Source organism: Peredibacter sp. HCB2-198 (assembly GCF_045999315.1).
In the GTDB taxonomy this organism is placed as follows: domain Bacteria; phylum Bdellovibrionota; class Bacteriovoracia; order Bacteriovoracales; family Bacteriovoracaceae; genus Peredibacter.
Genome location: NZ_CP174607.1, coordinates 1,652,635 through 1,665,170, shown reverse-complemented (window position 1 = coordinate 1,665,170; position 12,536 = coordinate 1,652,635). Strand labels below are relative to the sequence as shown.

13 protein-coding genes are annotated in these 12,536 nt (G+C 43.0%); 5 read left to right on the top strand and 8 right to left on the bottom strand.

All coding sequences use genetic code 11. The annotated features are described in order from the left end of the window. Nucleotide 1: 1 nt before the first annotated feature. Nucleotides 2-334, top strand: coding sequence for a DMT family protein (locus tag ACJVC5_RS08365; protein WP_408098919.1), 333 nt, complete (start codon nucleotides 2-4; stop codon nucleotides 332-334). Here the strand turns inward: ACJVC5_RS08365 and ACJVC5_RS08360 are convergent. From ACJVC5_RS08360 to ACJVC5_RS08350, 3 genes are read right to left on the bottom strand one after another with little or no spacing between them, the layout of a single operon-like run. Beyond that, the gene (locus ACJVC5_RS08360; protein ID WP_408098918.1) at nucleotides 299-823 is read right to left on the bottom strand and encodes a hypothetical protein; all 525 of its coding nucleotides are present in this window, start codon (nucleotides 821-823) and stop codon (nucleotides 299-301) included. The two genes, ACJVC5_RS08365 and ACJVC5_RS08360, sit on opposite strands and share 36 nt — an antisense overlap. Further along, nucleotides 823-1,434, bottom strand: a complete 612-nt coding sequence (locus tag ACJVC5_RS08355; RefSeq protein ID WP_408098917.1) for a DUF2231 domain-containing protein — start codon at nucleotides 1,432-1,434, stop codon at nucleotides 823-825. Before ACJVC5_RS08355 ends, ACJVC5_RS08360 begins: the two co-directional genes overlap by 1 nt. Before the next feature lie 9 nt (nucleotides 1,435-1,443). After that, entirely contained in the window at nucleotides 1,444-2,850 is a 1,407-nt protein-coding gene (locus tag ACJVC5_RS08350; protein ID WP_408098916.1) for a pyridoxal phosphate-dependent decarboxylase family protein, read from the bottom strand. Nucleotides 2,851-3,027: 177 nt separating this feature from the next. On the opposite strand from ACJVC5_RS08350, the gene ACJVC5_RS08345 reads away from it, so the two are divergent. The 3 genes from ACJVC5_RS08345 to ACJVC5_RS08335 all read left to right on the top strand — a co-directional run bounded on the left by ACJVC5_RS08345 (nucleotide 3,028) and on the right by ACJVC5_RS08335 (nucleotide 5,415). Further along, a complete protein-coding gene (locus ACJVC5_RS08345; RefSeq protein WP_408098915.1) occupies nucleotides 3,028-3,465 on the top strand; it encodes a TraR/DksA family transcriptional regulator in 438 nt (145 codons plus the stop codon). Next, nucleotides 3,466-4,098 carry an L-threonylcarbamoyladenylate synthase gene (locus ACJVC5_RS08340; RefSeq protein WP_408098914.1) on the top strand — a complete coding sequence of 211 codons (633 nt, stop codon included), beginning with the start codon at nucleotides 3,466-3,468 and terminating at the stop codon, nucleotides 4,096-4,098. It abuts the gene before it with no gap. A gap of 69 nt (nucleotides 4,099-4,167) precedes the next feature. After that, nucleotides 4,168-5,415, top strand: a complete 1,248-nt coding sequence (locus tag ACJVC5_RS08335; RefSeq protein ID WP_408098913.1) for an NAD(P)/FAD-dependent oxidoreductase — start codon at nucleotides 4,168-4,170, stop codon at nucleotides 5,413-5,415. Nucleotide 5,416: 1 nt separating this feature from the next. Here the strand turns inward: ACJVC5_RS08335 and ACJVC5_RS08330 are convergent, their stop codons facing one another. The 5 genes from ACJVC5_RS08330 to ACJVC5_RS08310 all read right to left on the bottom strand — a co-directional run bounded on the left by ACJVC5_RS08330 (nucleotide 5,417) and on the right by ACJVC5_RS08310 (nucleotide 11,065). Further along, nucleotides 5,417-6,544 (bottom strand): hypothetical protein, encoded by a 1,128-nt coding sequence (locus tag ACJVC5_RS08330; protein ID WP_408098912.1) that lies wholly within the window; start codon nucleotides 6,542-6,544, stop codon nucleotides 5,417-5,419. Between the two features lie 5 nt (nucleotides 6,545-6,549). Then, on the bottom strand, nucleotides 6,550-7,812 hold the full coding sequence (locus tag ACJVC5_RS08325; RefSeq protein ID WP_408098911.1) for a phospholipase D-like domain-containing protein: 1,263 nt from the start codon (nucleotides 7,810-7,812) through the stop codon (nucleotides 6,550-6,552). Beyond that, entirely contained in the window at nucleotides 7,800-9,458 is a 1,659-nt protein-coding gene (locus ACJVC5_RS08320) for a hypothetical protein (RefSeq protein WP_408098910.1), read from the bottom strand. Before ACJVC5_RS08320 ends, ACJVC5_RS08325 begins: the two co-directional genes overlap by 13 nt. 74 nt (nucleotides 9,459-9,532) lie before the next feature. Next, nucleotides 9,533-10,054, bottom strand: coding sequence for a hypothetical protein (locus tag ACJVC5_RS08315; RefSeq protein ID WP_408098909.1), 522 nt, complete (start codon nucleotides 10,052-10,054; stop codon nucleotides 9,533-9,535). Nucleotides 10,055-10,174: 120 nt separating this feature from the next. After that, entirely contained in the window at nucleotides 10,175-11,065 is an 891-nt protein-coding gene (locus ACJVC5_RS08310) for a hypothetical protein (RefSeq protein WP_408098908.1), read from the bottom strand. A gap of 173 nt (nucleotides 11,066-11,238) precedes the next feature. Between ACJVC5_RS08310 and ACJVC5_RS08305 the strand changes: the two genes are divergently transcribed. After that, nucleotides 11,239-12,522, top strand: a complete 1,284-nt coding sequence (locus ACJVC5_RS08305) for a hypothetical protein (protein WP_408098907.1) — start codon at nucleotides 11,239-11,241, stop codon at nucleotides 12,520-12,522. Nucleotides 12,523-12,536 lie beyond the last annotated feature (14 nt).

Sequence of the window (12,536 nt, the reverse complement as noted above, 5' to 3'; positions counted from 1 at the left end):
TATGTTTAAGACCATCTCTTTGCTCGTTCTTTCTAATATCTTTATGACTTATGCCTGGTATGGGCATTTAAAGACCCTGGCCGGGAAACCTATCTGGATCGCCATTGCGATTAGCTGGGGTGTGGCCCTATTTGAATACTGTTTCCAAGTGCCTGCGAACCGCATCGGATATGGTTATTTCACTCTGGCACAATTGAAAATCATTCAGGAAGTGGTCACTATGGTGGTGTTCTCCCTGTTTACGATTTTCTTTATGAAAGAACCTCTTAATCGGAATTTCGTCTATGCTTCGCTCTGCTTAGTGGGCGCGGTCTACTTTATTTTCAGAAAGTAAACGTAGCGCCTCTTGGCAGCTAGATCTGAAAGTATAGTCGCGAAGAGATTCACCTCGATAATTCATCATGAGACCTTCACGACAAAATAGACCTTTGTACTTTGCGGCCTCACCCAAAGCGGCCATACAGTTTGATTCAAAGGTAAAGTCAGCAATTCTACCACGTCTCAGTTGAATCATGTCACCGTCATCACAGAAAAGTCCGTATCGAGAGTTGCGAAGCTGCCCTTGGGCCTCCTGACACTCAGATCTGAATGTAAATTGATGGACCATTCGGCCATTGGCATTTATCAAACGTTCATCATCGCAGAAACGTCCTTGATTAAGACGAGACTCAGAAAGTGCTTCCTGACATTCAGAATAAAACGTGAACTGATAAATTTTAAGTCCGGTATTGGCGATGAGATCTGCTCCCTGACAAGTCACCGGATAAATCGCCTGGGCATTCACTCCAAAACTCAACAGACCAAGAAGAAATAGAAATTTCATTAGTCCTCCTGTTTTACTTCATCGTCTGATTCTGACTCATCTCCAGTGCCATAGTCATTGTCATCTGCTTTAAGACTTTCATTTTCGTCTACTGGCATTGGTGATTCAGAGGTATTTAGTCCTGGCGTTGGCAAAATTCCTTCTGGTTGAGACTCAACGCCCACAGCGTAAGCAGATGCCGCGCCATATTTATACACTAACTCTCCGCCTAAAGTTCCTGTGCGATAAGCAAGGTAACAAGACACGAGACTAATAACCGCCACTGCGGCCTTAATAGGTAATTGAAGTTCTTTTCTTAAAAAGAAAGCACCAATTGAAACCACCAACGCGATGACTGTAGAGCCTACAAAAATCTCTGCGGCTTCTTCATGTTCATGGATATAGTCTTTTGCCACGACCTTAGAAACAGTGTGCTCCTCAGTCTCCCCTGACTCCAGTGCCACATATCCAGTAATAGTCACCACTAATTGAAGACCCACGATGATGAGCCATCCACGTGGAGTCATCTTATTGATACGAATCATATAAGCGAAAACTAAAATCAGAACAGGCAAAATAAAAGTTAGCGCCATCGGGAAATGGGCAATCATCGGGTGAAACGGAACGTGCATGTTGCCTCCTTAGGCAATTTCAATTCGGTCAGCTGTTTCTAGTATAATCTTTAAAAGCTCACTAATGTGACCTTTTTGAGTTTGATGATTTGGGAAAACAAGGCGGAAGAAAACTGTTCCATCTGCCCTGGTGGCATAATTCACCATCGCTCTTCCATCTTTCAAAAGAGCATTTCTCACTTTCAAAGTGAAAGAGTTGATGTTTTCCACATCACGACGGGCGTGAACTTGAAAACATACGTTTAAATAGTTTGAGTGAATGAGTTTAAAGCGTGGATTCTCAGCGATCTCTTTAGTCGCAAAGCGGGCCAACTCAAGGATGTGTTCTGTTCTTTGGATAAGACCTTCGGTTCCGTATGAACGCCACAGTAACCAGAATTTTAGGGCATCGGCACGCCTTCCACATTGAAGAGAATAAGTTCCGGTGTCCCACTCAGAGTTGTCATATTCATGGAACAGATATTCGGCGCCACCACCACGGTTAGTGTTCTTTAAAATACCTGAATGCTTCGTTAAAAAGAACGATGTAATAAGTGGAGTACCCAACGTTTTATGGGCATCAAAAGTTACTGAGTCAGCAAGCTGGATACCTTTTAATAAGTGACGAGCAGAGTTTGAAAATAGCGCCCCACCACCCCAGGCAGCATCCACATGAAGCCATACTTTATAGGTCTCACAGATTCGAGCAATTTTTGGAACCGGATCAAAGGCACCTAAAACAGTTGTTCCAAATGTGGCCCCAACCATGATCGGCACATAGCCATCTTTGATATCGGCCGCAATGATTCGTTCCAACTCTTCAGGGATCATTTCCCCTTTATCGTTAGAAGGAACCTGAATTAAGTTCTGGGTTCCTATCCCCGTAATATTGGCCGCCTTATCAAATGAATAATGGGCCTCGGCCGAAACATAAACACGGAAACGGTTATGTCCAAAACCCGTCTGGCGAATGCTTGGATTGTAATCAGTTCGAGCACAAAGCATGGCAAGTAAGTTTGAATTACTTCCGCCTGTCACCATGATGCCTTCGCCTCTCTCAAAACCCATCATTTCCAAAAGCTCATTTACGATGCGTTTCTCGATCAAAGTCACCATAGGGGCAATTTCATAGGTGGCCATGGTTGGATTAAGTAGCGTACTTGCGACTTCTCCTGCCCATGCGGCCGCATCGAAACCACCAAAGAGCTGATTCAAGAACATGGGGTGAATCGTCTGAACACTATGATCGAGAATTGTTTTTAATTCTTGAACAAGTGTTTGATCATTAACACCGTCTTCACTGATTGCTGGAAGGATTTTTTTAAGAGCATCTGGTCTCTTAACAGTGACAACTTTTTCAGAATTTCCACTCTCACGAATGTACTGTTGAAGTGTCAAAAAAACGTCATTTAGAAACTGATCTTTAGAATGAGACATTCATATACCTATTTTTGTGATCTAGATGTATCAGAACCTTACACTAACTCGCAATCGTGAAAGTAAATGTTAGACAAATCAACTCGTTGGACCACTCTATAAAGTTGGCAATAAAAAAAAGTCTTGTTTTAATTTTCTCTACAATACACGCAACACCTGTAACGAGGAGAACTTAGGATGTCAGTTCGACTAAACAGTCATTTGTCAGACAAGCAACTTACGATGCTTAGAGACAAACTTTTAGCTGAAGCGGAGCGTATCCGCGCAAACTTTCAACTGAAGAAAAGCGAATATGAGAATCATTCTATCACTGGCGCGAAAGACGAAGTTGATTCGGCCAATGACAATATCCTTCTAGCAGCAGACATGCGTTTTTCGAACCGCGAAAGTCTCTACTACAAGAAGATTATGAAAACTTTAAGTAAGATCGAATCTGACCAGTATGGTATGTGTGATGAGTGCGGGGAATCGATTACTTACTCGAGACTCATTGCTCGTCCAACTTCTGAAATGTGCATTCTTTGCAAAGAAGAGTCTGAGAGAGAAGAATCTCAAAACTTCTTCGAGCGCCGTTCAAAATCACTTGGAAGAGAGATGAGTGTCAGCGGACACTAAATGATTGAATACGTTTTAGAACATAATCCAGATGACCGAATTATCGCCAAGGCCTCCCAGATTTTAAGATCCGGGGGGCTTTTGTGTTTTCCGACTGAGACCAATTGGGTCGTTGTCTGTGATCCCTTCAATAAAGACAGCGTGGACAAGCTTTATCGCCTTCGCCACATTGAGAATACCAAACACCTTACTGTCCTCTGTTGCACCTTCAAAATGGCACAAGAAATTGCCTATATCGACGATGGTGCCTTCAGCCTAATGAAAAAGGTGATCCCTGGTTCCTACACATTTATTTTTGAAGCTCAGAAGAAAATTACAAAGTTCCTGAAGGCCTCGAAAGTGGATCATCAGGTAGGAATTCGTTTTCCACCAAGTAATCTTGCCCGAAAGATCATTGATAACTTCGATGGAGTTCTCTTGAGCACTCACCTTTCTCACGAAATGGTGGAAGGCTCTGACCCTGATATGCCTCTTTACAGCGCCCTCATTGAAGATTCTTTTGGCAATATGATCGACATGATCATTGATCCAGGTGAGTTCGAGTTCGTTGGTTCAACAACCATTGTGGACTTTAGCAGTGGCGAACCGGAAGTCGTAAGAGAAGGTGTTGGGAATTCGGCCATTTTTCAATAATTTTCCTCAGCGTGTTAAGCTAATGCACACCCTCTCGTAAGCTCCACCTAACTCTGATAAAATGCGCTCATGAAAACTCCTCATGTTGTTGTCATTGGCGGCGGGTTTGGTGGTTTGGCCGCAGCTAAGGCACTTGCGAAATCAAAAAATCTGAAAATTACTCTCGTTGATAAGCGAAACTATCACTTGTTCCAACCTTTACTCTATCAAGTGGCGATGGCCGGACTTTCTCCCGCTGAGATTGCTTACCCTCTTCGTTCACTGCTTGCTTCCCATGATCAGGTGGAAATTCTTTTGGGTGAAGTAAAAGAAATCAACAAAGAGGAAAAGTGGATTCAAACCGACTCGAATAAGATTCATTTTGACTATCTTATTCTGGCCTGTGGTTCTACTTACACTTACTTCAACTCTCCTCAGTGGGAGCCTTTTGCTCCCGGGCTTAAGAACATCATGCAAGCGACAGAAATTCGTCGTCGCGTGTTTCTTGCGTTCGAGAAAGCAGAACGAGAAGCAGATAAGAAAAAACAAGAGTTCTACACGACCTTCGTCGTAGTCGGTGGCGGTCCAACAGGTGTAGAGCTTGCAGGAACACTCGGGGAAATCACCCGCTATAGTATCCTAAGGGATTTCGATCACATTAAACCCCAACAAACGAAAATCATCCTCATTGAGGCGGGCCCAAAAATTCTTCCCACTATGACAGAAGAGCTCTCTCGAGAAGCAGTGAGAGAGTTAGGTGAACTAGGTGTTGAAGTCAGAGTTAATTCCAAAGTTTCGGACATTAATGAAAATGGAATCATGGCCGGTGAGCATTTCATTGAGGCCTCAACCATCCTGTGGGCAGCAGGAGTTGCGGCCAATCCTTTGAATAAAAAACTAAATGTGGAACTGGATCGCCAAGGCCGGGTGATCGTAAATCGTGATCTCTCGATTCCAGGACATCCAACTATTTTTGTGATCGGAGATCAGGCCCACTATGAATGGGGGGCCGAGAAAAAGCCTCTCCCAGGTCTTGCACCAGTGGCCATGCAACAAGGCCGTTTCGTCGCTAAGTACATTCGTCATCAACTAGACGGAAGAAAACTTCCCGAGTTTCGTTACGTGGACAAAGGTCAAATGGCGACAGTTGGTCGCTCTCGTGCGGTGGCCATGTTCAGAGGAATCGAAATTCATGGCTTCGTCGCGTGGATGGCCTGGCTTGTTGTTCACATCTACTATTTGATTGGATTCAAGAACCGACTTTTCGTTCTTTTCACCTGGGCATGGATGTACCTAACAAATCGTCGTGGGGCACGACTTATTATTGAGAAAGAATGATCTAATCAATTTTAAGCTTGGCAGGTTTTGAGAGGGAGCAAATTGAATATTTTAGCTTACGCATGGCCTTCTCAACCTGTTCATTGCCCGTGACGGCGAATGAAACGGTCTTCTCTCTTAAACTTTTCTTTGTGGCATAGATATAATCTAATTCATTCATGGCCGCTTCCATAAGCTTCTGCTGTTCCTGAATAGACGTTTTAGGATCAATGACTTTTTCTAGATTCGGATAAGATCCTGGTCTTTCCTTCACAATATCTCGGACGTCATATCCAACATAAAATTCCACATAGTCTTTAAAAACAGCACCTTTTTTAACTTTTCGAGAATCGAAATAGCGACCCATTAAAGTTCTCGTTGAACTATCAGGGAGTTCAGAAATCGGAGTGAACTTGATTCCATCCGGGCCATCAGTAATACCCAACTTCGAAGCAAGATATTCCAGATCTTTTTTAGGGGCCCGGTGGCTTTTTTTAGGACCGTAGTATTTGGCCGCGAGAGCATCGTCCTTTGGATCGTCCCAAAGTCCTAATCTTCTTTCTAAAAGTTCTTGCATGATCTCATGGGCCTTTGCTTTCTTGGAAAAATTTTCCAGCACAATGGGATCAACCAGATCCAGAGAAGAAATCAGCTCTCCTTTAGAAGTCACTCGGTTCACGTGGGCCAGAGAGTGTTTGACCTCTCCGGGCCAAAGCTTGTCACCTTCTTCCAGAATCTCAGTCAAATAGACCATGGTTCTCAGTCGATGGTGTCCGTCTGTCGCCACTGCTTTGTCCTTACCAATCATGATGACTGTTGGTTTTTGAAGGCGATCTTCTTCTTGGAGATGAGCGATCATTTGAAAAAAAGTTTTTCTTTCCTCTTCAATCAGTCCCGTTTTCTTCAAAGTGTGAGGGACCTTCTCAAATTGAACTAAGAAGACCTTTTCTAACTCTTTGTAGTATTTTTGAATTTTGCCCTCGTCCCAACCATGAGTATTGCCATATTTAGTGACTTTCTTGCGATACTTTTCAGCTGCGGCAACATAACCGGTGCCATATTGAGTCGCACCGATGTCCTCAGGTCGCAGGGCCTTTGCGGGAAGGGCAAAAAGAAATGCAAGGGACAAGATCGACAGGTAGTACATCATTTACTCTAGAGCAATGGAAACATTATTTTTGAAACCATTTTTCTAAGGCCGCGCTTGGCACAGTAACCAATGGAAGGTTTCTTTGGAAGAACTTCTTTTTCTACTTTAACCATTAAACGTTCACGAATACGTTTGTTATAATCATCAATCTTTTTTGCTACGTTTTTATCTTTGATGAAAACGCCATTCTCTAAATTGATATTTTGCGATCGAGGATCCAGGTTAAAACTTCCTACAAAAACTTCATCCAAATCTTTCACGATAGTTTTCGCATGGAGGAAATGCCCAGGTTTCAATTCATGAACTTCCACGCCCATTCCAACCAGCTTTTGCTTTTGAAATTCCCAGGCCATACCCATTAAATGAGAATCTGTAGTTGCAGCAGAGTTTGAAAGGACTCTTACTTTCACTCCACGCTGAATGGCACGCTCCACGGCCTTCTTGGTTTCAGGCGTGAGGAGCACATAGGGATTCATAAAATCCAGCGTTTTTTTAGCGTCATCAATCATTTCCACAATATTAAAATGAAGGGCATATGGTTTTTTTGACCATTTACCATCTGAGCGGTCTGCGATGTATTTTATATTATTCGTTACGTCTAAATTTCCCGCTTCCAGCGCTTTCCTAGGAGAAACGATTTGTTGGGCATCTTCTTTCCATCTGGCCAGCTCAACCTTTGCCGCTTCTAATTCGGCATCTTTCAATGCAATACCTGCGTGTCTCATCATCTGATCAGAATTAAAGATTTCATCATAATGGTTTCTGGCATTGATGACTTCTTTACCTTTAACCAAAACATCCATTCCAATATAGTTTTGTGGGCTTCGAAGTTTAAAATAGTCACCTGTCATGTTCCGGTCACCCAGAATCATAAAGTCACTACCAATCAAACTCTTTTGGTGATTTCTATTGTTAATGGACAATATTTTTCGGAAAACGGGGTTGAACAATTTGACTTCAACTCCGGAAGCTTCAAGCGCACGCAAGATGGCATAGTTCTTAGGAAGCGTTCCTTCAAAACCATCAATCGTTAATCTTACCTTCACTCCACGTTCTGCCGCTTCAGCGAGAAGTCCAAGGGTCTCTTTACCAAAATCATCTACGTTAAATGTAAACGTATTAAGACGCAATTCTTTCGTCTCTCTTCGAATCAACTCAGCACGAGTCAGGTGCGACTCGTTCCGAGAGATCAGTAGTCCGACCTCATCTTTCGATAGGGCCTGAAGCGACCACAGCAGAATGGTGAGAAGGAGGATTATAACTCGCATGAGTTCATCATACTCTCAATTTGCTTTCTAATTTCTGCCTTTGATAACTGAGGTTGGGTCTTCTCAAGGGCGAGAATGGCGGCCGTCACATCTTTATGATGATCAGGATACAGTTCTTCACCTTTATAAAGTTTCAAATACTCGTCATCAGTTTTGTATTTTGTCATTTGAGCGGCCAGATCAATGTCTTCGTCCGTCATAGTCACACCTTTTGCAGGAGTCGCTTCTGGTGCCTTGGTACTTGCTGGAGCTTTACCTGAACTTACTTCTGAAGGTCTAGGAGACTCCACTGATGGAACAGGAGGTTTGGGTTTTGGGGATTCAACAATCACCATACCTGGGGTCGCTTTTGCCTGATCTTTAGCAATGATGATCGTAGGCTCTTTGGCTCCCACTGCTTGATCGGCGAGTTTCGCACCTTGAACGACTTTCTGTGGAACTGCTTTCGCGCCACCGTTAGCAAGATTATCCACTGAACTATATCCGAGTCGGAAAGCATCATCCATGGCATTTAAGTACACACCGATTGGTTTCAAACCAGTACCAACAATCTTACCCACTGCACTCTTAGACATAAGAGATGCTGCATTTGAGATGGCAGTCACGCTCTTACTCTTCATCATATTGTCCCAAAGATAAATCGCTCTTCTTTCTGCCAGAGTCAGAGTTGTTTTTGCAACTGAACCAATCGCTTGACCGGCCTTCGTAGTCACACTGGTTGTTTTAGGAAATGTTTTACTCATGAAAGAGGCCACGTTTTTAGCAGGACCACTTGCAAGTTTCAATGAACCAACGATCACTGATTTACCGCCGGCCACTAAACCACCGGTCAGAAACGCAGTCGCAATTTCACCGACAGCATAACCACCGATACCGCAGTATACCTGTGCTTTTTGAGCACAAGAGGCACAGTTCCAAGTTGTCATTGGTTGCACGCATTTAGATGTAAAAGGAAGACCTGCCCACTTCTCGCAACCATAATGTTCCATGGCCGCTTCTTGAAGAGATTCATAAAGCGTGCTCGCCATCTGCTTCACAGTTCCCACAGGATCATTCGCCATTTGTTTTAAGAAGCCAGGGCTCGCTTGTTGAGCGGCCATGGCACGCTCAGAGGTCTCAATCTCAGAACGTTTTACAATTCCAAGCAGCTCTCCTGTTTTTGTCACCGCCATCTTACCTAAATCCCATACCAGATTTAGAGACGACCAGATTGAATCGAAAATACCTCTTAATAGATTAAGTAAGCAGTCATTACCCTGCTTCGAGCATTCTTTCAGGAAAGCATTATCAAAGGCCCTGCCCGAAACTTCCATGAAGGCCTTCATTGGTCCCACTGCCGCCATGGCCGCACAACCAAATTTAGTCATACACTGATTTTGATCCGGAGAAGGTTTACATGATCCTGATTGCTCTATGATCTTACCAGTATCAACCGCAAGGGCCTGAACTGGACCTTTGCCATCTTCTTCACAGGCCTTTAACTCAGTAATCTCTTTATCAATTTCAATTTTAAGTTGGTTGGTAATGACTAAAAGCTCATGACACTTGAGCTTTTTACCATCGACCGTGATCTCATAACTACTAGACTTCGGATTTTTGAGACATTCCTTCTCTACTCTTTCCTGCAGTTTTTTAAACTTGGCCATTCTCTCTTCAAGGTCGGACTTACCGAAGGCATTTCCGACAAAGGAGAACAATACTAGGAGTGGTAATAAAAATGTTACTCGCATTTGAAGTCCCCAATCATCTTTTGAAGCTCTGGTATATATTTGCGATGCTCATCACGAATTGAATACTTGAGGTTATAAACTTCGTTCTTGCAGTAAAGGTAGTAACTTCTTTCAATGAAGTGGATGCCATTAATGGCAAACTCGGCACCAATGAAGTGGCCTTTTAAATCTTTTCTTGGTTCAACCTGTGTGGTTGGCTCATACTTGATAAGCTTACCTTTATGAGATTTGACCCATTCATCTTTCTCAACCTTGAAGTTCTCAAACAGCTCTTGAAAATCTTCAGGCCTATGTTTGTCCTGTTTTACGTTCGTTGGAAGAATGGAGAGAACTGGTCTTGACTCATTCGCCCAAGGTCCCAATACAGCAAGAGGAATGCCGTAAAGCTCTCGGGCCGTTTCCCATGTATCAGGATGAGTAATAGTGACTTTTTTCTTGTCCTTAAGTTCAAAGCTTGCGGTCTTTGAGTAAGCCGTCGGACAAACGATGAGGGCCAGAAATAACCATTTCATAAAATTTTTCTCCGAGCTTCTTTTCGGAAACTGTAATGAAAAACTTAATGATTTGGTTGACTGGATCTGTGAAGAATTAAGGAAATTTAATCGGCACCCGTTCCGGGTGCCGACTGAAACTTAGAAACCGTTACAAGTATATGAATAGATTTGAGGAGCGCCATCCGCTTCTTCTTCAGATTCAGAAGAGATGATGAAAGAATTCTGCCCGTCATAAGTCACAGTCTCTTGCTGTGGAAGGCCCGGTCCCTTAATCACATTAAAGTCCACACCTGGTTTCCACTGTCTCTGTGTAATACCTACCAGTGACTTCAAATTAACTTCGATGATGTCTGAGTATGAAAGCATAAGAAGCTTATCACCATCCGGAGAGATGGCCGCGTCTGTAATAAGAGGACCTTTTCCACGAGTACCCGTAAGCATCTTCGTTGTATCAACACTTGCCACGAGGCTCATTCTGCCATTCGGAGCAATAACGAAAATTTGAGTGTTGCCTTCCGCTTTAGAAAGGAAAAGAATCTGACCTTCTGGTGTAACAACCATGGCCTCAGAGTTGTTTACGCCATTTGGATATTTGGTTTCAATAACGTACTCCGGACGAATTGAACCAAAAGACCAAAAATCTTTTTCTTTGAAGATTCCGATTTTAAGAGATGATCTCCATCCCATTCCACTTCCAATATCACCAACGTAGATACAGCTCTCACCACGATTAGATGGACAAGGACCCATGGCCATTGCTTCGAAATCTGTGTTTGGGAAATTCGCCATTTTAACTTTTCTTACAACTTTTCCATCCATGCCTGTTGCATAAAGAACCGGCTCGGCACCTGAATCGTTGACCCAAATGAATTTACCTTTCTGAAGAACAGATGTAACAAGGCCGCTTGCCTCATCAATCATATTTTTATCAAGTGAACCTACACGCTTGGCAGTCCACTGAGGACAAATAGCAAATGCTGAGCTTGTCATGGTAAGAGCAACCACAGAACTCATTAACAAATTTCTCATGAGAATCTCCTTAAATACCCGATCATATTGAGCGGGTTAATTCTCGTTTTTATTTTCAGAATGCCAAGAAACTTAATCTTACACCTACGTGTTTACAGACACTTAGATCAATGCATTTGAGGATTTTCAGGAGGCTCCGATAAGAAAAGAGGCCCTTTAGGCCAGGAAGATACATGAAAATCCAAACTCGCTATCTAGTGACCGCTACTCTTTTGTTCACTCAGCTCACCTATGCCGGAGAGGCCTACAGGCGAACATGTGCCATGAATCTCCTCAATGCTCTTCACAAACTTGAATCAAAATCCAATGAGCCATTGGACATGATCGAATTCAAACACGGTCAAGATGTTGCCAAGATCATGGGTGATCAAAAATTAAAATTAGGACCTGTTCCTCTTTCACGTGAGATCACTGGCGTTTATCGAAGAAGTGCAGTTGCAAGAACGGCACAGAAAACTTTTTCAGATGTTTCATTTATCGGCCATATAGATAATCAGGATTTTGCAAAACTTCTCAAGCCTAATACTTATTACACTTATGTTTTGGATGATGAGAAGATTCGTTTTGCTCAAACTCGTCCGGGTAAAATGCGTGATTACGGATCAAAGCACGCTATCCTTCGTGATCAGAATAAAGATCTACGTCTGGCCGGAGAATTTTGGGTGGATGAAAAAGGACAGTTCCATTTCGACGGAGCTTCCGGAACTTTCCAACCAACTAATGATCAAGTGAAAAAAGGAATCGCTTTCTTCCAGGATCAGATGGGTATTAAAGATGCTCAAGTGCACTACTTTAATCCGCCAGCACCTAAACCGGCCGAAAGTCACATTCCAGAAATCAGCAAACCTGCACTCACGGCGAGTGCTGTCGTGAATGGTGCCAAGTTAGTTGCAAGCGATAAGAACTCTCTTCAAGAAGTAGAGAAACTTCAGAATGATCTTCTCGCTATCAAAGACAAGAACGGCAAAGAAATAAAATTCAAATTGATTAAGCAAAATCAAGTCATCAATGAAGATCTCTATTATGATTCGACGGATCTTGCTTTGACTCAGAAGAAAGCTGAACTGAAAGTTTCTTCATCATATCCGGATCAGGCACGAAAACCTGCCTCCACGCTTAAAGACTCAGATGAATCTGTTCGCATGGCCTTAAACTACACGAATGGAAAAAAAGTCGCACCGGTACTCTCTCAAAAAGATGAGAGCACACAGTATCTTCTCATTCCCGTCAGTGGCGACTCACCTGCTTATCGTTTGAGTACTTCGGAAATTACAGTCAAAGGATTGGGTGTGAAAGCATCTGCCGGACAAAATAAAAAGTTTGAAACCACCATTGAAGAAGTAACACCAGGAAAGGAAGAGAACCTCGTCCAGCTTTCACAGGAACTTCAAAAACGTTTTAAGCTGAAACCTAAAACTAAAGAAACAAATGCCTTAGATCTCATTGGCGCCAAGTAAAGAAACTTGTCCTT